The sequence below is a fragment of the Frigoribacterium sp. PhB116 genome (assembly GCF_004364285.1).
Classification (GTDB): Bacteria; Actinomycetota; Actinomycetes; order Actinomycetales; family Microbacteriaceae; genus Frigoribacterium.
This window is the reverse complement of the sequence record NZ_SOBE01000002.1, coordinates 313,805-340,026: the sequence shown is the minus strand read 5'-3', so window position 1 is coordinate 340,026 and position 26,222 is coordinate 313,805. Positions and strand designations below refer to the sequence as shown.

The following is a 26,222-nucleotide window of genomic DNA, read 5'->3' as shown; positions in this document are numbered from 1 at the left end:
CGCTGCCGCTGCCGCTGCCGCTGCCGCTGTTAGTTGATCAGCGAGAACGCCGCGTCGAGGGCCTGGTCGGCGTCGAGCGAGGTCTCGGTGGTCGCGGTCGCCGTGACGTTGAAGAGGCCGTGCGTCGTGATGACCGTGCCGCCGTTCACGAGGATGCCCGTGCTCTCGCCGGTCTGGGTGAACGCGCGGCCGTCGAGGTCGGCGGCGCGGCTGTCGTCGACGGCGGTGACGCCCTCGGTCGCGGCCACGGTGTCGGCCTGCTCGGCGATGGTGTCGGCGTCGAACTCCTGCACCTGGGCGACCGCGATGACCGCCTGCACGGCGCTCGCGTCGGCGGTGTCCTCGGTCGACGACGCCCACGAGCACTGGAAGCCCTCGTCGGTCGCCGTGCTCTCGTCACGCAGCTCGAGGCCCTCGACCGCGGAGCCCAGGGCCTCGCCCACGGCCTCGCACGAGCCGAAGGCGATCATCGTGCCGGGCTCGCCGTCACCCGCGGCCGCCGAGCTGCCGCCGCTCGACCCGCCGGTCGCCCCCTGGCTCGCCTCGTCATCGGAGTCGCCGCCGCTCGTGCAGCCGGTGAGGAGGAGCGCCAGCGCCAGCGCCCCGGAGGCGGCGGTCGCCACGGCCCTGCGCGAGCGGGTCGTCGAGATGGTCGGTGTCATGGGTGTCTCCCCCTGGGGACTCGCCGCCGGCTCCCTGCGCCGGCGGGCCGTGCCACCTTACCGAGGGGCTCCGACGGCGGTCCCGGTGACGGGGGCGCGCCTCCTCGGGGCAGGCCACGCCGCTCCGGTGGCGCTGGCCGCCCTGCCTGCCCTGCCTGCCCTGCCTGCGCTGACTGCCCTGCCTGGCCTGGCCGCTGGGCGCAAGCCGGCAGGTGCGTGCACCTGGCCGTGCGCCGTCGCGGCGACCAGCGGGTACCGTCGAGCGTCCACCGACGATACGGAGTCACCCATGGCCTCGCTGCTCCGCAGGCTCGCGCCCCTGCTCATCCCCATCATCATCCGCAAGTTCCAGAACCGGAAGGGCGGCGGGAACGGCCAGGCCGGTTCCGGCTCCGGTCGCCGCCGCTAGGCGCCCGCACCCCACCTCACCGCTCTGACACCGCCGAGTGAACGGAACACCGCCGAACCACGTGGTGTCCTGTTCACTCGGCGGTGTTCGTGTCAGCCCGCGGCGGTCTCGTGGACCAGGCGGCGCTAGCGGCGTGCGCGGGCGACCAGCACGCGGTCGGTGACGACCACGGCCACGAGCACCACGGCGGCGATGCCGACGTAGAGCAGCGGCAGGGTGTCGAGCCCCGACCCGTCGAGCACGAGGGCGCCGATCAGCGCGCCTCCGCCGATGCCGGTGTTGAACGCCGTCGTGTAGAACGCGCTGGCGATGTCGCGGTGCTTCTCGGGGCTGACCTGCAGCATCTTCGTCTGGAACAGCGGGGGCAGGGCGCCGAAGGTCACGCCCCAGATCACGAAGGCGACCAAGGAGGGGCCCGGCTGCCCCTCGAGCAGCACCAGCGCCAGCACGGACACCACCACGATGCCCACGCCGACGGGGATGCTGACGCGCGGCCGCTTGCCGAGGAACCAGCCGACCATCAGCAGGCCGACGCCGCCCGCGATGCCGAACGCGAAGAGCGCGACGCTGAGGCTCGACTCCGCGATGCCCGTCGAGCGCAGCAGGTACGGCGCGATGTAGGTGAAGAACGAGTAGTGGCCGACCATGAACACGGCCGTGATCAGGCAGCTGAAGACGATGCCCATCACCGACGGCGGCGGCAGGTGCCGTGACGCGGTCGGCGTCGAGCCGGTGAGCGTCGGGACGCTGCCCGTCGCGGTCGAGGCGGCCAGCGCCTCCTCCGAGTCGCCTGCGGGCCGTGCCGTGTGCGTCGACGGGACCGGCGGCAGCAGCCGCCACACGAGCACCGCGCCGAGCGCCATCGCTCCGGCGAGGATGCCGAACGCGGCACGCCAGCCCAGGGCCTGGCCGAGCGCCGTGCCGAGGGGCACGCCGAGCACGAAGGCCAGCGTGCCGCCGCTCATCGCGACGGCGAGCGCGCGCCCGACCTGCTCCCGCGGGACGAGGTGGGCCGCGTACGCGCCGCCGATCGCCCAGAACATGCCGTGCGCGAGCCCGCCGAGCACGCGGGACGCGACGACGAGCTCGTAGGTCGGCGCGATCGCCGTGAGCGCCGCGCTGATCGCGAGCACGGTGATGAGGCCGACGACGATGAGGTGGCGGGGCAGCTTGCGGGTCAGGTGCGTGAGCCCGGTGCTGGTGAGCACCACGGTGAACGCGAAGACGCTGACGAGCAGGCCGATGCTCGACTCGCTGACGCCGAGCTCGCCGCTCATCTCGGGCAGCAGACCGGTGGGCAGCATCTCGCCGGAGATGCTGAGGAACGTGGCGACGGCGAGCGCGAGCAACCCGGCGAGGGGGAACTTCGCGGGGGTGACAGGGCGACCCGTCGAGGAGGCGCGGGTCGAGGGAGAAGGAGAAGTGGAGGTCGTCGAGGGACGACCCTGGGCAGCAGGTGTCATGGAAGGGTCTCGGTCAGTCGGCGGGCGCCGTTCCCTCGACCCGAGGTGCCGTGGCTCCGGCAGCGGTGCTGCGGTGCTGCGATGCTGCAGTTCAGCGGTGCTGCGGGGCCGGCTCGGCGGGGAGGATGGTGATCCCGACTGCGCGCTGTCGTGCACGCCCGGGGCCGCACGTGACGCGCGACCATGGAGGATCTTACCGGCTGCCCTCCGGAGGCGCCAGGGCCCCTCTCCCGCCCGGCCCGTCGGTGGGCAGACGGTCGAAACGGACGCCCGCCGCCCTCGACCCCCGCGCCAGCAGCACGAGCATCAGGAACGACAGCATCGGCACGAGCACGGCGACGAGCGCCCACCAGCCCGAGATGTCCGCGTCGTGCAGTCGTCTGATCGCGAGGGCGACCATCGGCGCGAGGGTGAGCAGCGACCAGACCGTCCAGATGAGGACGGAGGCGCCGCCCGCCGCGTCGCCGGAGGTGTCGGTCCAGGAGAAGAGCGGCTGCGTGCCGAGCGGGCCGGCGCCGAACGGGCCGGTGGGCAGCCGCAGGTCGCGGGTGCGGCCCTGCAGGAACGGCATCAGCAGGAGCAGCACCGCCCCGACGGCGGTCTGGAGCAGCCACGTCCACCAGAACTCCGAGCGGCTGGCCCGCCCCGTGGTGGTGAGGCGGGTGACGGCCCGGGCCCAGGCGATCCAGGGCCGCGAGACGGAGACGGGGCCGTCGACGGTCAGCGAGTCGGGCAGTCGGATGCGCGCGCCTCCTCGGTGCGGACGGCCGTGGCCGTCGTGGTCGTGCGGCGGCCCGGTCGGCGCCGTCGCCCCTCGACGCTAGCGAGAGCAGACCGCTCTGTCGAGGGCAGGTCGGCCGACGGGGCGCGACGCGGAAACGACGAGGAAGCGACGCGAGCGCGACGAACCTCCGCGGAGGATCGCGCCGGTTCGTCGTCATCACGTCGGTTCGTCAGCCACGCGTCAGCCGCGAGGCGCAGCATGGACGGGTGAGCACGCCCGAGGAGAAGACCTGCCGCTCGTGCGGCCGCCGCATCGAGTGGCGCAAGAAATGGGCCGCGAACTGGGACGAGGTCGCGTACTGCAGCGACGCGTGCCGCCGCCGCAAGGTGTCCTCGCTCGACCGCCAGCTCGAGGAGCGGATCCGCGAGCTCCTCGCGGCACGTGCCGCGACCTCGACGATCTGCCCGTCCGACGTGGCCCGATCGATCGCCCCCGACGACGAGGCTGCCTGGCGCGACCTCATGGAGCCCGTCCGACGAGCCGCCCGACGTCTCGTCGCAGCCGGCGAGGTCGACATCACGCAGGGCGGCTCGGTGGTCGACCCGTCGACCGCGAAGGGCCCGATCCGCATCCGACGACGGCGCGCAGGAGGCGGCCGGTGACCGCCGAGGACCGCGACCGCCGGTTCCCCCGGCGCGTCTACGGCACGGGGCAGGAGCCCGACGTGCGGTTCAGCCTCGCCAACGAGCGCACGTTCCTCGCCTGGGTGCGGACCTCGCTCGCGCTCGTGGCGGGCGGCGTCGCCCTCGAGGCGCTGGGGCTCGGCCTGCAGCCCGGGCTGAGGCTCGCGGCGTCGCTCGTGCTGATCGTCGCCGGGATCGCGGCTCCCGTGCAGGCCTGGGTCGGCTGGGCCCGCACCGAGCGCGCCCTTCGGGCCGACCGGCCGCTGCCGTCCGCGCCCTTGGCGCTGCCGCTCGGCGTCGCCGTCGCGGTCGCCGGGGTGCTCGTGCTGCTCGGGGTCGTGCTGGCGTGAGCGACGGCCCGTGGGACCCGGGCCTGCAGCCCGAGCGCACCGCGCTCGCCTGGCGCCGCACCGGCCTGGCGCTGACCGTCGGGTCGCTGATCGGCCTCCGCGTGCTGCCGCCCCTGCTCGGACCTGCCGCGTACGTGCTGGCCGGGCTCGGGGTCGTCGCGTCGCTCGCCGTGCTCGCCGCGGCGCACCGGCGGTACCGGCGGGTGCACCGCCTCCTGCTCGCCGCCCGTGACGCTGGCCACACCCGCGCCGGCGCCGGCTCGGCGAGCTCGCCCTCCCGGGTGCCCACCACCGGGGGCGCGCTGCCCGCGGCGACCGCGGCGCTCGCCCTCGCGGCCGGCCTCGGCGCCCTCGTCGTGGCGCTCGGGGTCCGCTGACCGGACGCGACGGCGGTCGAGTTGCCCCGGACGGCTGTTCCACGTCAGCCCGAGCGACCGTTCAGGGCAACTCGGGTCGACTCGGCGACCCGATCATGGGCGCCGACGGAGCCCGAGCACCCGCGAGAGCCGTCAGCGGCGCACGTCGTGCAGGTGGTGCACCGGATCGTGCACGAAGTAGAGGCCGAGCGTCTCCACCGTGAAGGCGGCACCGTCGCTGCGCAGTCCGGTGCGGTGCACCTGGTCGGCGGGCACCTCCTCGAAGCGGCGGGCGACGACCTCGGCCGCGGCGAGGAGCTGCTCGGCGACGACGGCAGAGTCCTGCCCGGCGTAGTCGTCGGCGAGCGCCGTGGCGTCCTGGTCCCAGTTCTCGAAGGCGGGGGCGTCCTCGTCGAGCATGCGCCGGAGGCGGCCGTCGAAGACGCTGAAGACGTCGCGCACGTGCGCGCCGTACTCGAGCGGCGACCAGGTCGCGTCGTCAGGTCGCTCGCGGGCGTCGGCTCGGCCGAGCTCGGCAGGCCACGCGGCGGCGTTCGACCGCACCAGGCCGGGCACGTCGCCCAGCTCGACCTCGGCGGCGTCGTAGCCGCACTCGGGGCAGGGCTCGTCGAGCACCCAGGTCCAGTTCTTCGTGTCGGGGACGATCGGCATGACCCGACCGTAGCCAGTCGCCGAGGAGGCGCGCGAGGGAGATCCTGCCGACCTGCGTCGAGCGACCGCCACGAGGAGCCGGGAGGGGGACGGCGCGCGTCGGGACGTCGAACGGGCCCGGCTCGACCGTGTCGGCAGCCTGTCCTAGGATCGCCGCAGGGGGGAACATGACGGACGATCACACACCAGGGCCGCACGACGACGACGTCGAGCGTGATGGCACAGCACGCGGGCACGAGGCGCACGGCGACGACGCGGCGGCGGCGGAGCAGGCCCCTGTCGACGCGCGCGACGGCACCGCTGGGCGCCCTGGCACTGACGAGCACGGCGGAGGAGACGAGCGACCCGGCGCCGACGACACGTCGACGCGCGCGACGACGCAGCCGACCGAGGTGCAGCCCTCCGCGCCCACGGCCCACACGCCCGACGACGAGCCGGCCCCCGCGACGGGCGCGGGCCCGCGACTCGTGCCGTGGACGCACCGCCCCACGACGTCGGAGGCCACGGCCGGGTCGGCCGCCGCCTCCTCGAGGCGCTCCGGTGCCGCCGGGGCTGCGGGCGCGACCGGTGCCGCCGCAGCGAGCGCCGACACCGACGCCGACTCCGAGGACGACGAGCCCGGGCGACGGCGAATGCGCCCTGCGGCGATCCTCGCCGTGGTCGGCGGAGCTGCCGTGGTCGCCGTGGTGCTCGGCACGGTCCTCGCGTTCTCGGGCGGCGGCCCGCTCGCGTCCGGCGCCCCCGCCGCGACGTCGGAGCCGGCCTCCCCGATCACGACCAGCGCACGCCCGTCGACCAGCCCGACGCCGAGCGCGACGCCGACGGCGTCCGCCTCGCCGTCCCCGCGAGCCGCGACCCCTCCCCCCGCGGAGGCCGCCGAGGAGGCGCCCTACGTCACTCCCGTCGCGGCGGGCACGGTGGTGGCCGAGGCCGACGTGCGGTCGCCCAAGGGCAGCATCGCGTTCCACTACCGGGTCGTCGCCGTGGGCGACGGCACCTTCTCGACCGAGTGGTCGGGCTACACCTCGACCTTGCCGGTCACGGTCCAGCTCTCCTACTTCGAGATCGCGCCCGCGGTCTTCGACGGCCTGACCTCCCCCGGCGACGGCGTGGCCGTGCTCGGCGGACCCACCTCGGCACCGACGTCGGGCTCCGCACCCCTGCCGATCGGACAGCCGTCGTACCTCGGCACCCTCGTCGTGTCCACCGCCGAGGCAGCACCCGACGTGCCCGTCGAGATCAGCCGGGGCAAGGTCCTCGCGGTCGCCCCGGTCAGGTGGTCGGTGCCCGCGAAGACGACCAACATCGTCCCGGTCGACGGCGGCGTCGCGAACTTCGCCAACGGCGTCGTGACGGCGACCACCGCCGCGGGGGCGCCCAAGCGCTACCAGGTCTCCACCGGCGACACCGCCGACGCCGTCGCGGCCCGCTTCGGCATCACGGTCTCGGCCCTCATCTACCTGAACCAGGGCCTCGAGGTGATCGACGACGAGCAGCGCCTGTTCGACGGCACGGAGCTCCTGCTCGACCCGGACAGCCTCTGACGGGTCGGCGAGCACTGGCAGCCGGCTGCCAGTTGCCGGCAGCCGCCGAGTGGTCAGTTCCTGTCGCCCCGGGGCGATCGAAGGACCGGAACCGACCACTCGAACTCGATCTCGGGCCGGTCAGGTCAGGAGGGCGTCGGCAGGGCCCCGAGCACGATCGCGGCCGCGCGGGCGACGAGGGCGTCGTCGTAGCGGGCGTCGGGGTCGTTCCGCGTCGTGAACACGGTGACCACGACCGGTGCCCGGCCGGGAGGGGTGACGACGGCGACGTCGTTGCGGATGCCGCCCGCGCCTCCTGACTTGTCGGCCACGACCCAGCCGTCCGGGGCTCCGGCACGGATCAGGGTGTCGCCGGTCGCGTTGCCGCTCATCCAGTCGAGCAGCAGCGCGCGGTCGGGGTCGTCGAGCCAGCGGCCGTCGAGCAGCGCCCCGAGGTCGGCCGTGAAGGCCGCGGGAGTGCTCGTGTCGTCGGTGCTGCCGGGCTCGATCGTGTTGAGCTCGGGCTCCCGGTTCACGACCTCGGTGGTCGTGTCGCCGATGTCCTCGAGCCCCTGGTCGAGCCCGGCCGGCCCTCCGACGCGATCGAGCACGATGTTGAGGGCCGTGTTGTCGCTCTTCCGCACGGCCGCCTCGGCGAGCTGCGCGCGGGTCAGCCCGTCGGCGACGTGCTCGCTCGTCACCGGCGAGTAGCCGGCGGCCTCGACGTCGGCCGCGGTCCAGGTGACGACCTCGTCGCGCTGCTCGGCGGGCACGTCGTGCAGCAGCTGAGCCGCCGCGAGCGCCTTGATCGACGAGGCGTAGCCGAAGCGCTCGTCGGCGCGGTGCGAGGCCGTCGTCCCGGTCTCCGTGTCGACGACGCTGACGCCGACGCGGGCGTCGAACTCGGCCTCGAGCGCGGCGAGGTCGTCGGCCACGTCGGCGGAGACGTCGACCGCCGGCGTCGCGGACGGGGTGGCGGCAGCGCCCGACGACGGGCTGGCGGTCCCGGCGGCACCCGACGGGGACGTGCTGCAGCCGCTGACGACCACGGCGACGAGCGCGGCCGTCGCGAGCGCCGCCGTGGTGCCGGTGGTGCGAGTGGCGCGGCGAGCGACGGCGCTGGTGCTGGTGCTGGTGTGCGACCTGGTCCTCATGGAGCTCCTCCTGGCGTCCCCTCGCCGGGGCCGCGGTCACGACCGGGCGGGGACGTCCCCGACAGCATGGCCGCCGTCGCGGCCTCGCCGGGGGCGGACGACACGAGGAGGCGCGGAGTCCATCCCCGAGGATGACCCGGCCTCCGGCCTCAGACGGGCTGCAGCGCCTCGTGCTCCCCCTCGGGCAGCTCGACGCCGACACGGTCGCCGGGGGCGACCCGTCCGCCGACGAGCACCACGGCCATGACTCCCGCCTTGCGCACCACCTGGCCCTCGTCGTCGCGGGTCACCAGCTCGCGCATCAGGCCGGCCTCGAGCCCGTCGATCTGGACGCACGGGTTGCGCAGCCCGGTGACCTCGACGACCGCGTCGGGCCCGAGCCGCAGCACGGCCCCGCGGGGCAGCCCGAGCAGGTCGACCCCGCGCGTCGTGACGTTCTCGCCCAGCTCGCCCGGGTCGACCTCGAAGCCGGAGCCCTCGACCTCGTCGAACAGCTCGGCGTGGACGAGGTGCACCTGGCGCAGGTTCGGCTGCGAGGGGTCGCGGGCGACCCGTGAGCGGTGCTGCACGGTGGTGCCGGCGTGGGCGTCGCCCTCGACGCCGAGCCCGGCGATCAGGACGATGTCGTCGACCACCTCCTTCGAGAAGCGGTGCTCGGGGTCGCGGCTGACGGATACGACGGAGGCGGCGGTCATGTCCCCATCATCCGCCGCGACGGGCGCCGGGTCGAGGGGGCGCCTCCTCGTGGTCGATCGAGTCCGAACGCCGATGTCGGTGGCGGGTCGTAGCGTCGCGGCGTGCCCGAACCGATCGAGAGCTGGTGGGCCCGCCGTCAGCGGTCCCGTGCCGCCGAGGTGCCCTACGCGCCCGGCGCCTACCGCGACGCGTGGGCCCGCTACCCCGTGCTCGTGCGGCAGTACCGGCCCGAGCACAACCGGGGGCTGTTGCTGAGCCAGGTGCCTCCCGCGGCCGACGTCTGGCTGACCTGGCTCTGCGACGTGGGCCACCAGTTCGTCGCGACGCCCGACGAGCAACGCCACCGGCCTGGGCGTGAGCGACGGCGGTCGTCGTGGTGCCCGACCTGCGCCGACCTCGCGTCGCCGCGGCGACTGCCGGCCGTGCCGATGGACCCGGCGCCGAAGCGCCCGCGCGACGCCGACGGGTCGACGGCACCGGCCGCCGCGGCCACGGATCTGCCGCCGGGTCGGGGGCCGGGTCCGGGGCCCGTCGTCGACGGCCGCGAGCGGGCCGCCCTGCTCCGGCGCATCGGGGCGCCCCGGCCGGGCCTGCCGTCGCCGACGCCACGGTCGGCGCTGACGCCACGGTCGGCCCCCGCAGCCCGCGTCCCGAGGAGGCGCGACCAGCTCTGCGACCGCACCCCCGACCTGCCCGTCGGCGAGGCGTTCTCGAGCGCGTGCGCACCGCCTCCCGCGTCCGCGGTCGAGGAGCAGCTGCGGGCCGACCTCGCCGCCGCGATCACCTTCACGGCGGGGGTCAACGCGGTCCGCCTCGCGCGGCCGTTCTTCGAGCACCTCGAGGCGTGGCCCGACGTGCTGCTGCCCGAGCTGCGCGTCGCGGTCGAGTACGACTCCACGGGACGACACGGGCTCGAGCACGTCGGCCACCGCGAGGAGGCGGACCGCCGCAAGGACCGCGCGCTCCGCTCCGCAGGGTGGGAGGTCGTCCGCGTCCGGACCGGCGGCCTCGAGGCGCTCGGCCCCCACGACCTCGTCGTCTCCGGGTTGACGCGGAGCACCGTGCCGCAGTTGCTCGACGTGTTCCGCGAGGTGCGCGGCGACCTCTACGTCGACGCCTGGCTTCGCTGACCCGCGCACGCCTACCCGAGCGGGTCGACCCGAGCGCACCGACCCGATCGAGGTGACGCGTCGGGGGCGTCGCCGGCCGCGGCACCCCTGCGACGCGTCACCTCGATGACCCGGCGATCACGAGCGCAGGGCGAGGGCCTCGCTGCGCCAGCGCGCATAGGTGCTCCACGGGTCGTCCGAGCCGGCCCGGAGCCCCGCCGCGTGCGCGAGCAGCTCGGGCGCGGCCGTGAACCACTCGGTGCGGGCGAGGCGGTGCTCGGCGAACTGCACGTGCCGGCGGTGCTCGACGAGCCGGTCGCCGCGCTCGAAGGCGAGCAGGTCGTCGTGCCAGATGCGGGCGAGCCGGCGGCGAGGGTCGGACGAGGTGCCGATCTTGACCCGGTCGTCGAAGCGCAGGTAGTAGACGACGTCGACCCGGGGAGGCGCGAGCTCGCCGTCCGGCGAGTCGCCGTGCCGCCACTCGCAGACCGCGCAGAGCCAGCCCGACGGCCAGTGCACGCCGAGCCGGGACCCGCACGCGACGCACGGCGAGGGCAGCAGGTCGGTGAGGCCGTGCTCGCGCTCCGACCAGTCGGCGGCGGCGTCGAGGTGCCAGGCACAGAGCGGGGCCGGGCCGCCGGGCTCGACCGGACGTCCGCAGCCGTCGACGCAGCAGACGGAGGAGGCGCTGCCTGCGCTCGAGGACCCGGTCACGTCGTCACCGTAGGTCCCGCCCCCGACATCGTGGCTCGCCGTCGACGCACCACCGCGCGTCCGCAGCGGGTCAGTCGCGGGTGTGCGCCTCTCCCCCGCCGGGACGCACCTTCGCGGTGTCGGCGACGTCGATGCGGGTGACGCCGTCGGGTCGCTCCTCGGTGGTGATGCGCGGGGCGCCGTCCGACTCGTCCGACTTCGGTGCGCGCGTCAGCTGGTCGTGCCGCTTCTCGTCGGCGGTCATGCCGGTCGGGTCGTCGTGGTCGCCGGTCGTGCCGTCGTGCTCGGTCGCGTCGCTGCTCATGCGGTCGAGGCTACGCGGGCGCCGTCCCCGCGGCCCCCGCCGCACCCCGTCGGCAGGCGCCTCGTCCGCTCGCCCGCCGTTCACCCGTCCGGGCCGGCTCCCACCCGGCGGCCGCCGTGCCCCCCGAACGCGGGGCGGCCACACTGGGAGCGTGACCGACGACGACCACCGCCCCGTGCCCCCGCCGCCCGCCGCACCCGCCGCCACCGCTGCCGCCACCGGCGGGGCGACGTCGACGCAGCACCGACCCGCCGGCCGTCGCGAGCTCGTGGGCGCCCTCGCGTTCGCCGCAGCGGTCGTCGTCATCACGGCGGCGCAGATCGGGGGCACGGTCCTCCTCGTCCTGCTCGGGGACGGCGGCGGCGTGACCGCTCTCCTGCTCGGGGCCCTCGGCCTGGCCCTGCTGACGATCGCCCCGATCGTGCTCGGCGCCGTCCTCGCGGCGCGGGACGCGCCCACCACCCACCGGGAGCAGCAGCGCGCCCGCCGCCTGCTCGGGTGGATGCTCGGCATCCAGGCGGGAGGAGCGGCCCTGGTGCTGCTGTCCGCCTGGCTGGGCGACCCGCCCGCCTGGCTCCCCGCCTCCTTCGTCGCCCTCGGCGCCGCGCTCACGGTGGTCGCGCTCGTCGCGGGCCCGGCGGTCGGCGAACACGTCCGGCAGGGCGCGGAGCCGGTCGAGTGGCGCGAGGTCCCCCACGGAGAGGTGCGCCGGGGGGTGCACGGTGACGCTCGCGTTCGTCCTCACCGTCGTCCCGGCCGCCGTCGGCCTCTCGTTCGTCCCGCTCGACGACGACGACTCAGGCGCCGACCTCCTCTTCGTCGCCGCCGGGCTGGGGTTCCTCGCCGCCTCGATCGCCTGCACCGTCGTCTCGTTCCGGCTGATGAAGCAGGCGGGGGCGGTGATCGGCCGCGACCACGACCGGGCCAGGAGGATCGGCAAGGCCGTCCTGTCCCGCCGCCCGCTCGAGCTGGGCCCCGACGACGAGCGGGTCGCCGCCCGGTGGGCCTCCGTGAGCGCCGTGTCGCTCCCGGTGCAGTACGCCCAGAGCGCGACGCTCTTCGCCGGCCTGATCTGCAACCAGCTGCCGCAGGCACTCGGCGACGACGACTCGACCTTCCCCCGCGTCCTGGTGGTCGCGATGGTCGTGATGCTGCTCGGCTTCACGCCTTTCTTCCTGACGCGGACCACGCGTGCACGTCGCTACGCCGCCGCACGGACGCACCTGCTGCCGCCGAGCGCGGCCGAGACGGCGAGACCAGCGGGATCTGCGGGCCCGGCTCCCGTTCACGGCGGCGAACGCTCGTGACCGAGCCGTTCCCCAGCCGGCGGGACCTCCGCCGCCGCGGCTGGGACGAGTGGCGGGCCGGGGCCGCGCAGCTCCTCACGCCGCGTCGCCGGCTCGTGCTCGCCGTGGCGGCCGTCGTCGTCGGCTCCGCGGCCGCCCTGGGCATCGATCGTCTCCTCTCGGGCGTCGACGCCTTCGACGGGCCGGGCGCGGTCCGAGCGGTCGCCGCACTCGCCTTCGCCTCGATCTCCGTCGCCTTCGTCGTCCTGGTGGCCGTCGGAGTCTGGCTGCGGCGCGATCGTCGGTCGCTGGCGCCGGTGTCGTGGCGTGACGATCGGCTTGTCGTGGACTACTCGAGCGAGGGTGCACCGGAGCTGTCGGCGACCCTGGCGCCGCGCCTCCTCGCCTCGGCCCGCAAGCAGCGACTCGGCCTCGTGGGCGCGCTCACGATCAGCCTCGGCGCTGCCGCCGCGTTCACGGTCGGCCTCGTCGGCGTGGTGGTGATCGCGATCGTGGAGGGGTTCCCCGGGTTCGGCTTCGCCGGCGCCCTGCTCTCGGTCCTCAGCCTGCCGTTCACCACGGCCGCCAGCCTCGAGGGGCTGGGCCGCGCCGCCATCGCGCTCGACCTCGCCGAGGCGCACCCGGCGGCGAAGGAGGCGGCGGCGGCGGTCAGCCCAGCAGACCCGTGACGGTGCGACGCAGCTCAGGCAGATCGCGGGTCACGGTGTGCTCGACGATGGCGTGCGACGCGTCGAAGTACCGATGTGCGAGGAAGTCGCGCATGCCGGCCACCTCGCCCCAGGGGATGCCCGGCGCTGTGGCCCGGACGTCGTCCGACAGGCCCTTGACGGCCTCTCCGATCTCGATCAGCCGTGCGCGGACGGCGTCGAACACGAGGCCATCGTCGAGGCTGCCCCGCGTCGTGTGCGCGTCGATCGCGTCGAGGGCGGCGAGCACGTCACGGAGGCGCGTCTCGTCGGACCTGCTCACAACGACACCAGGTCGCCTGAGACGCGCGCGGCGACCTCGCTCTTGAGGGACCCCCGCGGAACGAGGTCGACGGGGACTCCGAAGATCGACTCCAGCTCCGTCCGGGCCGAGCCGAGCCCGAACAGGCCGAGACCGTCGGGCAGGTCGACCAGCACGTCCAGGTCGCTGTCGTCGCGATCGTCGCCCCGGCTGACGCTCCCGAAGACCTGCGGCGAACCGAACCCGTGGGTGCGCAGCCACGCCCGGGCCGGCGCACGACCAGGCTGCACGCGACGGCCCACCGGCCCGGAGAACGCCGCTGCCGACCGCCCGCCGGCCTGTCGCGCCACCAGCCCGAGAGCCAAGTCGAAGCCCGCGGCCTCGACGAGACGGGCCAGGACGGTCGTCGACGGGTCTTTCACGCCGCCCTCGTAGGCGCTGACCGCGCTCTGCGGCAGACCCGCCCTCGCCCCGAGCTCGGCCTGGGTGAGGCCAGCGCGGCCCCGTGCGTCCCTGATGGTGTCCGCCGCCGTCATGATCACGGGTCGACTGTATCTACGATCGTATATGCCCGTCAACGAGTGACGGCACGAATGTAACCGGCTTTGAATTGCGCACAACTCAGTTGCACGCAACGTGCTAGTGTCGACGACATGACCGCGGCCGCCCCGACCACGCCCCTGCTCGACGAGCAGATCTGCTTCGCGCTGTACGCCGCGTCGCGGGCGCTGACGACCCGGTACCGCGAACTGCTCGAGCCGCTCGGCATCACCTACCCGCAGTACCTCGTGATGCTGGTGCTGTGGGAGCAGGGGCCGACCGGCGTCTCGGGCCTCGGCGAGCGCCTCCACCTCGACTCGGGCACGCTCTCCCCCCTGCTGCGTCGTCTCGAGGGCCAGGGCCTCGTCACCCGCACCCGGGTGCCCGACGACGAGCGCAGCGTCCGCGTCGAGCTCACCGCCGACGGCGAGGCGCTCCGGGCCTCCGCGGCGGGCATCCCGGCGAGCATCTGCGCCGCGACCGGCCTCGACCCCGCGGCGATCGCGGCCCTCACGGCCCAGGTCGGCGAGCTGGGCGACAGCGTCCGCGCCGCCTCCTAGGCCTGCCGCCGCGTCTCCCTGCGACCCGCGACCCCCACGACTCCACCGACTCCCCCATCCCCACACGAAAGAAGGACACGATGCCCACTCGCACCTCCCGCACCGCATGGAACGGCAGCCTCGAGACCGGCGAGGGCCAGGTCGAGCTCTCCAGCTCGAAGCTCGGCACGTACGACGTCTCGTTCCCGAAGCGCGCCGCCGACGACGCCAACGGCTCGACCAGCCCCGAGGAGCTCCTCGCGGCCGCACACTCCGCCTGCTACGCCATGCAGTTCAGCGCCGTCCTCGGCCAGGCCGGCGGCACCGTCGAGGCGCTCGACGTCAAGGCCGACGTCTCGCTCGGCCCGGACTCGGCCGGCGGCTTCAAGCTCACCGGCATCGCCCTCACCGTCCGCGGCGAGGTCTCCGGCATCGACGAGGCCCAGTTCCAGGCCGCCGCGAAGGACGCCAAGGAGACCTGCCCCGTGAGCAAGGCGCTGACCGGCGTCGAGATCACGCTCGACGCGACGTTCGAGAGCTAGGCAGCGCCGCAGCACCGCAACACTGACGAGCCCCGCTCCTCACCGTCCGCGCACGACGCGGCGAGGGGCGGGGCTCTCTCGTGCAGCTGATCCGTCACGAGACGGATCAGCCCCCGCGGACACCCTCGTCCCGGGCAGCGCCGCGGCCGCAGCACGAGGCCGCAGCACGCGGCCGCAGCCCCGCGGCCGCAGCCCCGATCTGGGGCCAGGCCGGGGCCAGTCACGAGGAGGCGGCACTCCGAACCCGAGACGACGCAGCAGCGCTCGGGCACGGACGACCGGGCGATCCCCTCCACGGAAGGCCCCGACGATGCACGACGAGACGCGCCCCACGGCGACCCCCACCTGCCCCGACTGCCACGGCCCGGCGCGGCTCGTCGACAACCCGTACTACGGCTCCGGGCTGAGCGTGCACCCGTGGGTGCTCACCTGCACGGCCTGCTCGTCGTCGACGTTCGTGCCCCGAGAGGAGCCGCGGGCGGCCGCCGCGCCGTGCCCGATCCGGGGCCGCAGTGCGTGGGCCCGCCTCGTCGGCCGGCGCGGTCGCCGCTGACACGGACCCCTGCTCGACGCCACAGCTCAGCGTGCGCAGCTCAGCTCAGCCGCCCGACGACGCTCCCGTCGAGCCCCTCGAGCAGCGCCGCCACGTCGTCCCACACCTCGACCGCGCCGGCCTCGGTCAGCGACGCCGCCGACGTACCGCCTGAGCGGACGCCGACGCAGGTGACCCCGGCACGACCGGCCGCCTCCATGTCCCAGACCGCGTCACCGACCATCACCGCCTGCGCGGCGTCGACCCCGGCCTTGTCGAGCGCGCCCTGCACGATGCCGGGGTCTGGCTTGGCGGTCTCCGCGTCCTCCGAGGAGGTGACCGCCCAGAGCGCCCCCTCGACGTCGAGCAGGTCGCGGAGCACGGCGAGCTCCTCCTCGGGGGCGCTGGTCGCGAGCACGACCCGGTGGCCCCGTCGCGTGAGCTCGTCGAGCAGCTCGGTCGCCCGCGGGAAGACGTGCAGGTCGGTGTCGCCGTGGGGCAGGTAATGCGCGGAGTGGCGCTCCTTCGCCTCGTCGCCCCGCGCCTCCGCGACCTCGTCGCCCAGCAGGCCCGAGAGCAGCAGCGTCGAGTCCTCGCCGATCGCCTCGTGGATCCGCCAGCTGTCGACCGGGTGCCCGATGTCGGCGAACGCCTTCGACCACGCGTCGACGTGCGCGTAGTTGGAGTCGACGAGCGTCCCGTCGATGTCGAAGAGGACAGCGGTCGTGGGGGCGTCGGAGGCGTCGGTCCTGGAGTCCGAGGAGGCGGGGGTCGAGTCGGTCATCCCTCCAGCCTGTCCCTGCAGTGGCTGCACCGTCCGCCCCTCGCGACGACTGGGCGCCTCCTCCGAGCCTCCTGGGAGCGGGAACACCCGGCCACCCGACAGGCGTTGGCTGGTGGCATGACTACGTACGGAATCATCGGAGCAGGCAACATCGGCAGCCAGGTCGCCCGGGCCCTCATCACCCAGGGCCACGACGTCGTGATCAGCAACTCGCGCGGACCCGAGACCCTCGCCGACCTCCTCGCCGACCTGGGCGAGAAGGCGCGCGCCGCCACGTCGCAGGAGGCGGCCGAGGCAGGCGAGGTCGTGGTCGTCACGGTCCCGCTGAAGAACTACGAGGAGGTGCCGGTCGAGCCGCTCGCGGGCAAGGTCGTCATCGACACGAACAACTACTACTTCGAGCGCGACGGCCACATCGCCGCCCTCGACAACGGCCTCGACACGGTGTCGGGCATGCTGCAGCGCCACCTGCCCGAGAGCAAGGTCGCCAAGGGCTTCAACCACATCATGGCGAAGGACATCACCACCGACGGCAAGCCCGCCGGCACCGAGGGCCGTCGTGCCCTCGCCACCTCGAGCGACTTCGAGGAGGCCGCCGAGCTCGTGCAGCGCCTCTACGACGAGGTCGGCTTCGACACCGTCAACGTCGGCCCGCTGAGCGAGAGCTGGCGCGTCGAGCGCGACCAGCCCGCCTACGTGGTGTCGCAGACTCGCTCCGAGCTCGTCGAGAACCTCGCGAAGGCGACCCGCGCGACGGCGACGAACGAGCCGGCGCCGCACGCCGACGAGGCGTAGCCGCAGCTCTCCTGCAGGAGGCGCCCCGCACCTCCTGCAGGCGCACCGCCTCCTGCATGTGTGACAGGACGCCACGAACCGCGTTCCGCACCATGAACTGCGATATAGCGCGGTTCACGGTGCGGAACGCGGTTCTTCGTGCATCCCGCGGTGCGAGGGTCGGGGACGCGCGCTCCCCCTACCGCGTCACGACGACGAACCCGCCGCCGCGCACCAGCGCGACCGACTGACCCGAGACCGTCCGCTGCGACACGAGCGCCCCGCGCGAGTCGTAGCTCGCGACCGTCGACCGCACGCCGCGTGCGCCGACCGTGGTCGGCAGCGGCAGCTTCGACGTCGACGAGACCAGCTCGGTCGCCCGTCCGCCGGCCCCGGCCAGCGCGAGCCGCTGCACGAGCGGCCGGACGATCAGAGCGTCCACCGTCACCGGCTGGGACCCGCGGGCCGTCACCGTCACGGAGGTGGCCCCCGGCCCGACGGGGAGCGGCAGCGTCTGCGGCAGCAGCGCCCCGGAGGCGGCGGTCACGCCCTGCGCGCCCACGCGGGTCGTCAGGGTGCCGAGCGGCACCCGTCCCGCCTTCCAGGTCGAGGTCGACACGACTCCCTCGGCGCCGAGCAGCACCGGCTCGACGTGACGCAGCCCCGACCCGGCGGGCACGGCGATCGTGGCGCTCTGTCCCGGCTGCAGCGTGAGCGCGGCGCCGCCGCTGTACTGCGACTCGCCCGTCCAGGCCGAGTCGGGGGTGACGACGGTGCCGGTCGTGGACGACGCGCCCTCGGCCTCGATCGTCGTCAGCCCGTCACGCGACGCGACCGTGGTCGACGCCTGGGCCAGCTCCGACACGTCCGGGGCACCGTCCAGCGCGATCATCGACAGCAGGCCGTGGATCGTGCTCTCGGCACCGCTGTTGCCGTTGACGGAGCCGTCGGCCTGGACGCCGTCGTTCGTCACGCCGGTCGCCCGGTCGTAGACCGGCTTCCCCGAGCGGTTCGTGCCGAAGTACCAGCTCGCCGCGACAGCGGCCACCTGGCGGAAGCCCGCCCCGCCCGAGGCGTCGGCCACGGCGAGCGCCGACTGCAGGCGCGAGTCGGCGCCGTAGGCGATCTGCGTCTGGTCGACGGGCGTCGGGTACCAGGCGTTGTCCGGCCCGCTGGCCGTGAGCAGGGTCGTCGTGAAGGAGGCGGTGTCGACGACCGCGGGAGCCAGCAGGTCGCTGCGCCCCAGCACGGTCGAGGCGCGCGCCAGGGCCGCGGGCATCTGCGACGCCCACGAGTGCCACATCGAGCGCGAGTTCGTCCACGGCAGCACCGCGCCGTACGGCCAGGTCTGCGGGTCGCCCGACGCCATGCGCGCCACGCCCTCCGCGAGCTGCGTCGTCGCAGTCCGCACCGTCGCGTCGTCAGGGGCGGCGGCCACGTACGAGCTGAGGCCGAGAACGGCCTCGGCCGTGGCGTCCGCGCCGTCGACGATCAGCCAGGCGGGCACCTGCACGCCGTCGGCCACGTCGTACTGCCCGTAGCGCGACAGCGTGTCGCGCTGCAGCGCCGTCACGCCGAGCTGGAGGCGCTGCTGCAGGAACGCGGCGAACTCCGGGTCCTCGTCGCGGAACGCCGCGTAGCCCTCGCCGAACGCCCAGATGCTGCGGGCGAGCCAGTAGCTGTTGCCGCTGTCGGAGGGGTCGGGCAGCTCGACGGGGACGGGGCTGCGGTTGAAGGTGCCGTCAGGCTGCATCCACAGCACGACGTTGCCGGCGGCCGGACCCGTCGTGGTCTGGAAGTACGCGGTCGCGCGCAGCAGCTCGTACGCCTTGTCGCGGCTCGCCTCCGCCCCGGTCTGCTGCCAGTCGCGCAGGTACACGACCGCGGCGCGCGACACGTCGTCGGAGTTGTACGCGCCCTGCCCCCAATACCCGGTCGCGGGGTCGAGCGGGCCGCCGCCCACCCGGGCGAAGGTGCCGCCGTCGCGGGCGTCCGCGTAGGTCCACGGCAGGGTCAGCGTCGGCTCGGCGTCGAGGCGGTACGAGGTGTGCCCCTCCTCCGCGGCGGGCGTCGTCCGGTCGAGCAGGAAGTCGAGGTGCGCGAGGTTCGTCAGCGGCGCCGGCGCGGCGGCAGCCGTCGGCGCCGCGGCGCTCGGCGCGGCAGCGCTCGGCACGGCAGCGCTCGGCGCAGCCGGCGCAGGCGCAGCCGGTGCCGCAGGAGGCGCGGCGGACGCCGGCAGCGCCCCCGTCACCCCCAGCGCGATCGCGGTCGTGGCGGCCAGGGCGAGCCCGGCCCATCGTGAGGTGCGTGCGGTCATCGTCGACCGCCTCCTTCTGTCTCGTCGTGCATGGTCGTCGAGTCGCCCCGGGATGTCGGGTGGACTCGTTCTGGGTGACGTTCTGGGGCAACTCGCCAGCAGGTGAGCGGGGACGCGTCAGGCCCGGTCGAGCCGGGCGACGCCGATCTTCGAGTCGGCCATGCCGTAGAAGACGAACGGCACCCCGTCCACCTCCTCGATCGCGGTGGGGAACACGACGTTCGGCACGATGCCGTCGCGCTCGTCGGCGGTCTCGGCCTCGAGCAGGGGCACGGCCGAGCGGGTCACGACGCGGGAGGGGTCGTCCGCGTCGAGGATCATGCCGCCCGCCGCGTAGTTGACGTTCTGCTGCTGGGCGAACACGTCGTCGATGACGCCCGTGACGCCGTGGTGCAGCAACAGCCAGCCCTCGGGCACGCGGCGCGGGGGCGGGCCGCCGCCGATCTTGAGCTCCTCGAAGGGGAACTCGGGGCCGGCCACGGGTCGGTGCTGCCCCCAGCGGGCCAGGGCGCGCTCGTCGGCCGCGACCGCGTCGACGGGCACGTAGCTGATCCAGATCGAGTGCCGCCCGTCGGTGACGCCGGCGGGCAGCGGGCTGCCCTCCCCCGGCACGGTGGCGCCGATGTGCCACATCGGCCGGTGCAGCACGGCGAAGCTGCGGACGCCGTCGGGCGCGGTGACGGGCGACGGGAAGAACGTCGTGTCCTTGTTGTGGAACAGCCCGAGGTCGGTGTCGAGGTCGTCGACGTAGTCGAAGGTCACGGGGCCGAGGCGACGCCACTCGCGCAGGTCGTCGCTGACGGCGACGGCCGTGCGGGGCCCGAGCGGCCCGTACGCGACGTAGGTCATCACGTGCAGGCCGAGCTCGTCGACCCGGGTGACGCGCGGGTCCTCGACGCCCGAGTGCGTCGCGCCGCGCTCCCAGCCGCGGTCGGGGGCGAGCACGACGCCCTCGCGCTCGACGCCGACGGGCACGCCGTCGTCGACGACCACGCGGGCGAGGCCGACGCGCGAGACGTTGCCGGCGGCGACGAGCCGCGGCAGCAGGTACAGCTCGCCGTCGGGCCCGCGGCCCGAGCCGGGGTTGAGGACGCCCTCGGCCTCGAGCGGCTCGTCGGGGTCGGGCGCCATCACGACGCCGAGGCGCGTCAGGCGGTAGGGGAACGGAGGAGGTGCGGTGTCGGTCACGGGGATCTCCTGTCAGCCCTTCACGCTCGAGCCGACGTCGGTCGAGATGAAGTAGCGCTGGAACACGATGAACAGCAGCACGACCGGGGCGGCGAGCACGACGGCTCCGGCCAGGGTCGCGCCGAAGGGGTTGGCGGCGGTGGCGGCGACGTTCGAGATGTAGTTCGCCAGCGAGACGGCGAGCGGCTGCATCGACGCCTCCTTGGTGATGAGGAACGGCCAGAGGAACTCGTTCCACGGCCCGATGAACGTCAGCAGCAGGGCCGTGACGAGCGCGGGGCGGACGAGCGGCAGGGCGATGTTCCACAGCAGCCGGAACTCGCCGGTGCCGTCGATGCGCGCCGCCTCGAACAACTCGCGGGGCAGCTGCAGGAAGTACTGCCGGAAGATGATCACCGCCGTCGAGTTGATGGCGAACGGCAGGATCATGCCGAGGTAGTTGTCGCTCAGCCCGTAGTTGCGCGCGATGAGCACGTACAGCGGGATGACCAGCAGCTGGAACGGCACCACCTGCACGAGCAGCGCGAGGGCGAAGGTCACGCCGCGTCCTCGCCACTGCAGCACGGCGAGCGCGTAGCCGACGAGCACCCCGAACACGACGGTGCAGATCAGCACGCCCGCGGTGAAGATGCCCGAGTTGACGAGCCCCGTGAGCAGCCCGATGCGGCTGTCGATCGCGGCGTAGTTCTCGAGGGTGAGGTTCGACGGGTGCGGGAACGCGCCCGCGACGGTCGGGTCGGGCCGCGCCTGCAGCGAGCCGATCACCATGTAGTAGAACGGGAAGAGGAACGCGAGCGCCCCGAGCGCGAGCACGACGCCTCGCAGCGTGGTCTGGGTCCTGGACATCTCAGTCCTCCTTGCCGCCGGCGAACCGGTTCTGCAGCAGCGCGATGATCAGCACGAGCACGACGAGCACGACGCCGATCGCGGCCGCCTGGTCGGGGTTCCCCTGCTCGATGCCCTTCTGGTACATCAGCAGGACGGGGGACGTGGAGGCGCCGTTCGGCCCGCCGCCGCCGGTGAGGAGGTACGGCTCGGTGAACAGGTTCGCCCCGGTCACCGTCGACACGAGCAGCACCAGCACGGTCGCGGGGCGCACCCCGGGCACGGTCACGGTGAAGAACGACCGGATCGGGCCGGCGCCGTCGCTCGACGCCGCCTCGTAGAGCTCCTTCGGCACGTTCTGCAGCGCCGCGAGGTACAGCAGGATGTAGAACCCGAGCTGCTTCCACGTGACGAACAGCGCGATCGAGGGCATCGCCCAGGCCGAGTTGATCAGCCACGACGGCGACGGAGCCAGCGGCCCCAGCACCTGGTTGACCAGGCCGCTCCCGTTGAAGAGGAACAGCCAGACGGCCACGACGGCGACGCTCGCCGCGAGGTACGGCACGTAGAACGCGACGCGGAGGAAGCCCTTGAAGTGCGACACCTTGTCGAGCGCCGACGCCAGCACCATGCTCAGCACGACCGTGAGCGGCACGTTGATGACCAGGAAGATCCCGACGTTGCCGAACGACCGCAGGACGGCCGGGTCCGTGAACGCCGTGACGAAGTTCGCCAGCCCGACGAACGGCCGGTCGACGACCGCGCCGGGCGCGGTGAAGAAGTAGTCGTGGAACGCGATGTACACCGCGTAGATCAGCGGGTACGCGAAGACCGCGAGCACGAAGACCAGGTACGGCGCGCTGAGGAGCAGGCCGAGCGGGTTCTTGCCCAGCAGCGAGCCTCGCCCGCGGGCCTTCCGACCCGAGGAGGCGGGGGGCGCCTCCTCGGGTCGACTGCCGGTGACCGGGGCGGTCGCCCCGGCACGGAGGGAGGACACGGGTCTCAGCCCTGGGCCGCGAGCTCGTCGACCTTGTCGGCCGCGTCCTTGAGCGACGATCCGACGTCGCCCTCGCCGAAGATCACGCTCTTCGACCACGCGTCGCGGAACGCCTGCAGCTCGGCCACGGTGTTCGGGCCGGCCGGCACCTCGATCGTGCGGGCCGCCTGGTCGCCGAACAGTGCGTACGACGGGTTGGCGTCGAAGTAGTCGGAGTAGGTCGAGGCCAGGTCGGTGCGGATCGGCATCTGGCCCGTGGTCTCGAGCAGGGCGCGGTCGGAGTCCTCACTGGTCGAGTACTTCAGGAACTCCCACGCGGTGCCCTGGTTCTCGCACGCCGTGTACATGCCGACGTTCTTGGCGTCGCTGAACGTGTAGGTCTCGTCGGCGTCGGTGCCGTCCTTGGTGGGCACCGGCACGGCGCCCCAGTTCACGTCCTCGTAGACGTTGACCGCCCACGGGCCGACGATCGACATCGCGGCCTCGCCGTCGGCGAAGCTGTCGCCCGTGTACTGCTCCTGGCCGGCCAGGCCCTGGTCGTACAGGTCGCGCCAGAAGCCGGCGACGTCCTCGCCCGCGCCGTCGGCGAAGGTGGCCTTGCCGTCCTCGATCAGGCCGGTGCCGCCGGTCTCGGCCGCGTAGAGCGGCATGAAGTCGAACTGCGACTGGAAGAACTCGCTGGTCGGGGCCGGGTGGATCGCGTAGTCGGAGACGCCCGCGTCGACGAGCGTCTTGCTCGTGGCGAGGAAGTCGTCGTAGGTCGACAGCTCGGGGTTCTCCGCGTCGAGGCCGGCCTGGGTGAAGAGGTCCTTGTTGTAGAAGATCATCACCGGGTTCGACTTCCAGGGCATCTGGTAGTAGTTGCCGTCGGCGTCCTGGTACTGCTCGGCGAGGTCGCCGCTGCGGTCCTCGATGTACCCCGCGCCGTCGTCGAAGCTCGACAGGTCGACGAGGCCGCCCTGCTTCTGGAACTGGCCGACCGCGCTCGGGGCCGTGTTGTAGACGAGGCAGGGGGCGTTGCCGGCCGTGATGGCGGCGCCGATGACCTCTTCGCTCGACTTGCCGGCCGGGATCTCCTGGCCCTTGACCTGCTCGTCGGGGTGGTCGGCGTTCCAGGACGCGACCGTGGCCTTGCCCCACTCGACCTCGGACTCGTTGTTCGAGTACCAGATGGTGATGGGGCCCTTCGCGGTCAGGGCGTCGCCGCCTCCTCCTCCCCCGCCGCCCGAGCAGGCGGTCAGGCCGAGGCCGGCGAGCAGGACGGTGGCTCCGATGAGTGCGGTGCGTCGTTGCACGGTGTTCTCCTTGGGTTCGGGTGGTGCGCTGCGGTGCAGGGGTCGTGCGGGTGCGGGTGTCGTGCGGGTGCGGGTGCGGGTGCGGGTCAGGAGGGGCGGTCGACGGGGTCGTCGACGCCGCCGCCGTCCGCCTCGCGGTAGACGTAGAGGTCGCGGCGACCAGGAGGCGCGTCCCAGCCCTGAGCGAAGGTCCAGCGGCCGTCGACCCGGCCGAGGCCGCCCCAGCAGAGCGAGCCGCCGGGCGTCAGCGCGAGCTGGTCGAACGGCCGCTCGACGTCGTAGAGCGCCTGGCTCGCGGCGAAGCGGCCCTCGGCGTCGTCGTGGAACACGTCGAGCACGAGCCGCCCGTCGCCGGTGACGATCGCGGCGGCGACCTCGTGCAGATGCCCGCCGACGCTCGACAGGTCGAGGTACGGGGTCGGCTCGAAGCGCCAGGTGCGCATGTCGTGCGAGTGCCCCACGTGCAGCACCCCGTCGAAGCCCTCGCTGACGAACATCAGGTACTCGCCCCCGACGCGGACGGCGTCGCCGTGCTCGTCGCGCGGGATCACCGCGCCCTTCGCCCACAGCCGCGTCTGCTCGGGGTCGGCGATCGGCCCGAGGCGCTCCCAGGTGACGAGGTCGTCGCTGACGGCCAGCATCATGTCGCAGCCGACCGCCTCGACGGGGTAGCCGGTGCTCGGGAAGGCGACCCGCGCCTCCTCGGTGATCGGCCAGATGCCGTTGTAGAAGAGCCAGAAGCGGCCCTCGGCCCGGTAGATCTTGGGGTCCTCGGTGCCCAGCAGCTCGAGGTCGCGGGTCGGGCGGACGACCGGGTTCGCCGGGTCGTCGACCCAGGCGGCGGTGCCGGAGCCGGTGTCGGTGTCGGTGTCGGTGTCGGCGTCGGTGCCCGTGCCGGAGCCGGTCAGGTCGCGGGTGGCGTGGCCGATGCGGCTGCCGAGGCTCTCCTTGACGGGCGACGCGCGGTAGAAGAGGTGCAGGACGCCGTCGTGCTCGATCATCGTCGGGTTGTAGAGCGACGAGCTGGTCCAGCCGATGCCGTCGGGGTCGTCCCACTGGTGGTCGAGCGTGAAGGTGAGGGAGGGGTCGAGGGCGAAGGGGCCGACGGCCCAGTCGGGACGGTCGGCGCCGTAGGCCGCCTCGCCCGAGAAGGTGAGCTGGGCGAGCGCGCTGGTCAGCGCGTTCCGGTGCGCGAGCGCGTCGTCGAGCACCTGCCGGAGGCGGTCGCGCGTCAGCGGGACGAGGTGCGCCGCGAGGGCGGTCGCCCCGGTCGCGTCGCGGTCGGCGCTGCCCGTGCTGCCCGTGGGCACGGAGGCGGCTCGGGCGAGGTCGCGGGCGGCGGTGGTCGTCGCGGGGTCCATGGGCACCAACTTCGTCGTCGGGTGGTTGTCTCGATCTACCGAAACGTTTCGGTAGAGGTGAAGCTAGCACGCCCGCCTCCGAAGCGGAACCCCGCCTCCCTTCCCCGCGCATGGTTCGCCATCAACCGCGTTCCGAACCATGAACCGCGTTCTTTCGCGGTTCATGGTTCGGAACGCGGTTCGAGGAGCAGGCAGACTCGCCGCGGCGTCAGCGCGGAGCGGGACCGGTGGAGGCGCGGACCAGCAGGCGCGCCGGCTCGATGCCGGCGCGCGCCACCGCGGGCGCACTCAGGTCGGCGTCGGCGTCGGGGCCCTCGACGGCGGCGAGCAGGAGCCGGGCGGCCTCCGCGCCGAGCAGCCGCGGCGCCGTCGTCAGCGTGGTCAACGCAGGCCGCACGTACGTGCCCAGCTCGATGCCGTCGAAGCCGGCCACGCTGACGTCCTCGGGAACGCGCACGCCGCGGGCGTCCGCCTCCGCCATGAAGCCGATCGCGGCGAGGTCGTTGGCGCAGAACACGGCAGTGGGACGGTCGCCGCGGCCGGCAGCGCCGTCGCCGGCACCTCCGTCGCGAGCAGCGCCGCCGAGCAGCTCGGCCGCGGCCCGACGTCCCCCCTCGTACGTGAAGTCCGCCTCGACGAGCACGCCGGGGTCGCATCCCGCCGCGACGAGCGCCTCGCGCCACGCCTCGACCCGGTGCACCGCGTGGACGAACCGAGACGGCCCGGCGACGTGGGCGAACCGTCGGTGCCCGAGCGACACGAGGTGGGCGACGAGCTCGTGGACCCCCGCCGAGACGTCCTGGTGCACCGCGGGCAGCGGGAACCCCGGGGCCGGGTTCACGCCGACCGCCGACAAGCCGAGCTGCTGCACGAGGGCGACGCGCGGGTCATCGACGACGAGCTCGTTGAGGAACACCCCGTCGACCCGACGGCCGGCCGCCAGGCGCCGGTAGCGGTCCAGGGTCTCGTCGGCGGCCGAGCCCATCTGCAGGATCAGCGCGTAGCCGCGCGGGTCGAGCACCGACTCGAGACCGCCGATGAAACTGCCGAAGAACGGGTCCGACTCGAGCACGAACGGGTCGCGGTGCACGACCAGCCCGACGGTGAAGGCGCGCTTCGCGCTGAGCGAGCGGCCCCGGACGCTGGGCACGAAGCCGAGGTCGGAGGCGGCCTGCTTGATCCGCGCGCGCGTCTGCTCCGAGACGCCGGGCCGGTCGTTGAGCGCACTGGAGACCGAGCTGATGGCGACGCCGGCACGGGCGGCGACCTCGACGATGGTGACCCTGTCCGTCACGTCGCGCCTCCTCGTCGGTCGGCCTGTCGGCTGGTCCTCGGCGGCGGCCGGGGACCCGTCGATGCTACGGCAGCCCCCGCGAGCACCCCGTGCCCGGCCGCCGAGACGACGCAGGAGCAGTCGTGCGCCCCGGCGCACGCCTAGGTGCACGCGCCGACGG

General features: G+C 74.0%; 30 protein-coding genes. 11 read left to right on the top strand and 19 right to left on the bottom strand.

All coding sequences use genetic code 11. The annotated features are described in order from the left end of the window. Positions 1 to 29: 29 nt before the first annotated feature. The 3 genes from EDF20_RS08035 to EDF20_RS08025 all read right to left on the bottom strand — a co-directional run bounded on the left by EDF20_RS08035 (position 30) and on the right by EDF20_RS08025 (position 3,219). Complete coding sequence (locus EDF20_RS08035) at positions 30 to 662, bottom strand: hypothetical protein (protein ID WP_123547819.1); 633 nt, start codon at positions 660 to 662, stop codon at positions 30 to 32. Between the two features lie 534 nt (positions 663 to 1,196). Then, a complete protein-coding gene (locus EDF20_RS08030; protein WP_133738318.1) occupies positions 1,197 to 2,534 on the bottom strand; it encodes an MFS transporter in 1,338 nt (445 codons plus the stop codon). A 193-nt stretch (positions 2,535 to 2,727) separates the two neighbouring features. Then, positions 2,728 to 3,219 (bottom strand): DUF805 domain-containing protein, encoded by a 492-nt coding sequence (locus EDF20_RS08025; protein WP_279586175.1) that lies wholly within the window; start codon positions 3,217 to 3,219, stop codon positions 2,728 to 2,730. 305 nt (positions 3,220 to 3,524) lie between these two features. Here EDF20_RS08025 and EDF20_RS08020 point away from each other — a divergent pair, with 305 nt between their 5' ends. From EDF20_RS08020 to EDF20_RS08010, 3 genes are read left to right on the top strand one after another with little or no spacing between them, the layout of a single operon-like run. Further along, on the top strand, positions 3,525 to 3,920 hold the full coding sequence (locus EDF20_RS08020; RefSeq protein ID WP_123547816.1) for a DUF2256 and DUF3253 domain-containing protein: 396 nt from the start codon (positions 3,525 to 3,527) through the stop codon (positions 3,918 to 3,920). Next, complete coding sequence (locus EDF20_RS08015) at positions 3,917 to 4,291, top strand: DUF202 domain-containing protein (protein ID WP_123547815.1); 375 nt, start codon at positions 3,917 to 3,919, stop codon at positions 4,289 to 4,291. Before EDF20_RS08020 ends, EDF20_RS08015 begins: the two co-directional genes overlap by 4 nt. Continuing rightward, entirely contained in the window at positions 4,288 to 4,668 is a 381-nt protein-coding gene (locus EDF20_RS08010) for a DUF202 domain-containing protein (RefSeq protein WP_123547814.1), read from the top strand. Before EDF20_RS08015 ends, EDF20_RS08010 begins: the two co-directional genes overlap by 4 nt. Before the next feature lie 132 nt (positions 4,669 to 4,800). Here the strand turns inward: EDF20_RS08010 and EDF20_RS08005 are convergent, their stop codons facing one another. Beyond that, positions 4,801 to 5,319 (bottom strand): DinB family protein, encoded by a 519-nt coding sequence (locus tag EDF20_RS08005; RefSeq protein ID WP_133738316.1) that lies wholly within the window; start codon positions 5,317 to 5,319, stop codon positions 4,801 to 4,803. A gap of 167 nt (positions 5,320 to 5,486) precedes the next feature. Between EDF20_RS08005 and EDF20_RS08000 the strand changes: the two genes are divergently transcribed. Further along, entirely contained in the window at positions 5,487 to 6,863 is a 1,377-nt protein-coding gene (locus EDF20_RS08000; RefSeq protein WP_133738315.1) for a LysM domain-containing protein, read from the top strand. Positions 6,864 to 6,988: 125 nt separating this feature from the next. Here EDF20_RS08000 and bla read toward each other — a convergent pair whose 3' ends face one another. Next, on the bottom strand, positions 6,989 to 7,996 hold the full coding sequence (bla, locus tag EDF20_RS07995) for a class A beta-lactamase (RefSeq protein ID WP_133738314.1): 1,008 nt from the start codon (positions 7,994 to 7,996) through the stop codon (positions 6,989 to 6,991). 149 nt (positions 7,997 to 8,145) lie between these two features. After that, positions 8,146 to 8,691, bottom strand: a complete 546-nt coding sequence (locus EDF20_RS07990; protein ID WP_133738313.1) for an MOSC domain-containing protein — start codon at positions 8,689 to 8,691, stop codon at positions 8,146 to 8,148. Positions 8,692 to 8,793: 102 nt separating this feature from the next. On the opposite strand from EDF20_RS07990, the gene EDF20_RS07985 reads away from it, so the two are divergent. Next, positions 8,794 to 9,822, top strand: coding sequence for a hypothetical protein (locus EDF20_RS07985; protein ID WP_133738312.1), 1,029 nt, complete (start codon positions 8,794 to 8,796; stop codon positions 9,820 to 9,822). Positions 9,823 to 9,939: 117 nt separating this feature from the next. Here the strand turns inward: EDF20_RS07985 and EDF20_RS07980 are convergent, their stop codons facing one another. The 3 genes from EDF20_RS07980 to EDF20_RS07970 all read right to left on the bottom strand — a co-directional run bounded on the left by EDF20_RS07980 (position 9,940) and on the right by EDF20_RS07970 (position 11,540). Further along, a complete protein-coding gene (locus EDF20_RS07980; RefSeq protein WP_133738311.1) occupies positions 9,940 to 10,515 on the bottom strand; it encodes a GIY-YIG nuclease family protein in 576 nt (191 codons plus the stop codon). Positions 10,516 to 10,585: 70 nt separating this feature from the next. After that, entirely contained in the window at positions 10,586 to 10,819 is a 234-nt protein-coding gene (locus EDF20_RS07975; RefSeq protein WP_133738310.1) for a hypothetical protein, read from the bottom strand. 10 nt (positions 10,820 to 10,829) lie between these two features. Beyond that, the gene (locus tag EDF20_RS07970; protein ID WP_133738309.1) at positions 10,830 to 11,540 is read right to left on the bottom strand and encodes a hypothetical protein; all 711 of its coding nucleotides are present in this window, start codon (positions 11,538 to 11,540) and stop codon (positions 10,830 to 10,832) included. Between the two features lies 1 nt (position 11,541). Between EDF20_RS07970 and EDF20_RS07965 the strand changes: the two genes are divergently transcribed. Then, the gene (locus EDF20_RS07965) at positions 11,542 to 12,126 is read left to right on the top strand and encodes a hypothetical protein (RefSeq protein ID WP_133738308.1); all 585 of its coding nucleotides are present in this window, start codon (positions 11,542 to 11,544) and stop codon (positions 12,124 to 12,126) included. Next, on the top strand, positions 12,123 to 12,794 hold the full coding sequence (locus EDF20_RS15685) for a hypothetical protein (RefSeq protein ID WP_166644781.1): 672 nt from the start codon (positions 12,123 to 12,125) through the stop codon (positions 12,792 to 12,794). Before EDF20_RS07965 ends, EDF20_RS15685 begins: the two co-directional genes overlap by 4 nt. On the opposite strand, the gene EDF20_RS07950 is transcribed toward EDF20_RS15685, so the two are convergent. Next, entirely contained in the window at positions 12,775 to 13,095 is a 321-nt protein-coding gene (locus EDF20_RS07950) for a HepT-like ribonuclease domain-containing protein (RefSeq protein ID WP_123547804.1), read from the bottom strand. The genes EDF20_RS15685 and EDF20_RS07950 overlap by 20 nt on opposite strands. Next, on the bottom strand, positions 13,092 to 13,610 hold the full coding sequence (locus EDF20_RS07945; RefSeq protein WP_233569159.1) for a helix-turn-helix domain-containing protein: 519 nt from the start codon (positions 13,608 to 13,610) through the stop codon (positions 13,092 to 13,094). Before EDF20_RS07945 ends, EDF20_RS07950 begins: the two co-directional genes overlap by 4 nt. A gap of 117 nt (positions 13,611 to 13,727) precedes the next feature. Between EDF20_RS07945 and EDF20_RS07940 the strand changes: the two genes are divergently transcribed. The 3 genes from EDF20_RS07940 (at position 13,728) to EDF20_RS07930 (ending at position 15,248) form a co-directional block, all read left to right on the top strand. Then, a complete protein-coding gene (locus EDF20_RS07940; RefSeq protein ID WP_133738305.1) occupies positions 13,728 to 14,174 on the top strand; it encodes a MarR family transcriptional regulator in 447 nt (148 codons plus the stop codon). Positions 14,175 to 14,254: 80 nt separating this feature from the next. Continuing rightward, entirely contained in the window at positions 14,255 to 14,695 is a 441-nt protein-coding gene (locus EDF20_RS07935; protein ID WP_133738304.1) for an OsmC family peroxiredoxin, read from the top strand. Positions 14,696 to 15,005: 310 nt separating this feature from the next. Continuing rightward, positions 15,006 to 15,248, top strand: a complete 243-nt coding sequence (locus tag EDF20_RS07930; RefSeq protein WP_133738303.1) for a hypothetical protein — start codon at positions 15,006 to 15,008, stop codon at positions 15,246 to 15,248. A 40-nt stretch (positions 15,249 to 15,288) separates the two neighbouring features. Here EDF20_RS07930 and EDF20_RS07925 read toward each other — a convergent pair whose 3' ends face one another. After that, positions 15,289 to 16,011, bottom strand: coding sequence for an HAD family hydrolase (locus EDF20_RS07925; RefSeq protein WP_133738302.1), 723 nt, complete (start codon positions 16,009 to 16,011; stop codon positions 15,289 to 15,291). A gap of 117 nt (positions 16,012 to 16,128) precedes the next feature. Here EDF20_RS07925 and EDF20_RS07920 point away from each other — a divergent pair, with 117 nt between their 5' ends. Further along, positions 16,129 to 16,806: an NADPH-dependent F420 reductase gene (locus tag EDF20_RS07920; protein ID WP_133738301.1), complete on the top strand. Its 678-nt coding sequence runs from the start codon at positions 16,129 to 16,131 to the stop codon at positions 16,804 to 16,806. A 178-nt stretch (positions 16,807 to 16,984) separates the two neighbouring features. Here the strand turns inward: EDF20_RS07920 and EDF20_RS07915 are convergent, their stop codons facing one another. From EDF20_RS07915 to EDF20_RS07885, 7 genes are all read right to left on the bottom strand, one after another. Beyond that, entirely contained in the window at positions 16,985 to 19,102 is a 2,118-nt protein-coding gene (locus EDF20_RS07915) for a hypothetical protein (protein ID WP_133738300.1), read from the bottom strand. Positions 19,103 to 19,219: 117 nt separating this feature from the next. Continuing rightward, the gene (locus EDF20_RS07910; protein ID WP_133738711.1) at positions 19,220 to 20,233 is read right to left on the bottom strand and encodes a glycosidase; all 1,014 of its coding nucleotides are present in this window, start codon (positions 20,231 to 20,233) and stop codon (positions 19,220 to 19,222) included. A gap of 69 nt (positions 20,234 to 20,302) precedes the next feature. Further along, positions 20,303 to 21,136: a carbohydrate ABC transporter permease gene (locus EDF20_RS07905; protein WP_123547795.1), complete on the bottom strand. Its 834-nt coding sequence runs from the start codon at positions 21,134 to 21,136 to the stop codon at positions 20,303 to 20,305. Between the two features lies 1 nt (position 21,137). Next, a complete protein-coding gene (locus tag EDF20_RS07900) occupies positions 21,138 to 22,010 on the bottom strand; it encodes a sugar ABC transporter permease (RefSeq protein WP_243833455.1) in 873 nt (290 codons plus the stop codon). 107 nt (positions 22,011 to 22,117) lie between these two features. Continuing rightward, positions 22,118 to 23,407: a sugar ABC transporter substrate-binding protein gene (locus tag EDF20_RS07895; RefSeq protein WP_133738298.1), complete on the bottom strand. Its 1,290-nt coding sequence runs from the start codon at positions 23,405 to 23,407 to the stop codon at positions 22,118 to 22,120. Positions 23,408 to 23,493: 86 nt separating this feature from the next. Next, positions 23,494 to 24,768 (bottom strand): hypothetical protein, encoded by a 1,275-nt coding sequence (locus EDF20_RS07890; RefSeq protein ID WP_243833419.1) that lies wholly within the window; start codon positions 24,766 to 24,768, stop codon positions 23,494 to 23,496. Between the two features lie 208 nt (positions 24,769 to 24,976). Further along, positions 24,977 to 26,062: a LacI family DNA-binding transcriptional regulator gene (locus EDF20_RS07885; RefSeq protein ID WP_133738297.1), complete on the bottom strand. Its 1,086-nt coding sequence runs from the start codon at positions 26,060 to 26,062 to the stop codon at positions 24,977 to 24,979. Positions 26,063 to 26,222: the final 160 nt, after the last annotated feature.

Coding starts and splice junctions, on each gene's coding strand:
- EDF20_RS08035 (WP_123547819.1), bottom strand. CDS start 662: ATGACACCGACCATCTCGACGACCCGCTCGCGCAGGGCCGTGGCGACC.
- EDF20_RS08030 (WP_133738318.1), bottom strand. CDS start 2,534: ATGACACCTGCTGCCCAGGGTCGTCCCTCGACGACCTCCACTTCTCCT.
- EDF20_RS08005 (WP_133738316.1), bottom strand. CDS start 5,319: ATGCCGATCGTCCCCGACACGAAGAACTGGACCTGGGTGCTCGACGAG.
- EDF20_RS08000 (WP_133738315.1), top strand. CDS start 5,487: ATGACGGACGATCACACACCAGGGCCGCACGACGACGACGTCGAGCGT.
- bla (WP_133738314.1), bottom strand. CDS start 7,996: ATGAGGACCAGGTCGCACACCAGCACCAGCACCAGCGCCGTCGCTCGC.
- EDF20_RS07990 (WP_133738313.1), bottom strand. CDS start 8,691: ATGACCGCCGCCTCCGTCGTATCCGTCAGCCGCGACCCCGAGCACCGC.
- EDF20_RS07975 (WP_133738310.1), bottom strand. CDS start 10,819: ATGAGCAGCGACGCGACCGAGCACGACGGCACGACCGGCGACCACGAC.
- EDF20_RS07945 (WP_233569159.1), bottom strand. CDS start 13,610: ATGACGGCGGCGGACACCATCAGGGACGCACGGGGCCGCGCTGGCCTC.
- EDF20_RS07940 (WP_133738305.1), top strand. CDS start 13,728: ATGACCGCGGCCGCCCCGACCACGCCCCTGCTCGACGAGCAGATCTGC.
- EDF20_RS07935 (WP_133738304.1), top strand. CDS start 14,255: ATGCCCACTCGCACCTCCCGCACCGCATGGAACGGCAGCCTCGAGACC.
- EDF20_RS07930 (WP_133738303.1), top strand. CDS start 15,006: ATGCACGACGAGACGCGCCCCACGGCGACCCCCACCTGCCCCGACTGC.
- EDF20_RS07925 (WP_133738302.1), bottom strand. CDS start 16,011: ATGACCGACTCGACCCCCGCCTCCTCGGACTCCAGGACCGACGCCTCC.
- EDF20_RS07920 (WP_133738301.1), top strand. CDS start 16,129: ATGACTACGTACGGAATCATCGGAGCAGGCAACATCGGCAGCCAGGTC.
- EDF20_RS07915 (WP_133738300.1), bottom strand. CDS start 19,102: ATGACCGCACGCACCTCACGATGGGCCGGGCTCGCCCTGGCCGCCACG.
- EDF20_RS07910 (WP_133738711.1), bottom strand. CDS start 20,233: ATGGCGCCCGACCCCGACGAGCCGCTCGAGGCCGAGGGCGTCCTCAAC.
- EDF20_RS07905 (WP_123547795.1), bottom strand. CDS start 21,136: ATGTCCAGGACCCAGACCACGCTGCGAGGCGTCGTGCTCGCGCTCGGG.
- EDF20_RS07890 (WP_243833419.1), bottom strand. CDS start 24,768: ATGGACCCCGCGACGACCACCGCCGCCCGCGACCTCGCCCGAGCCGCC.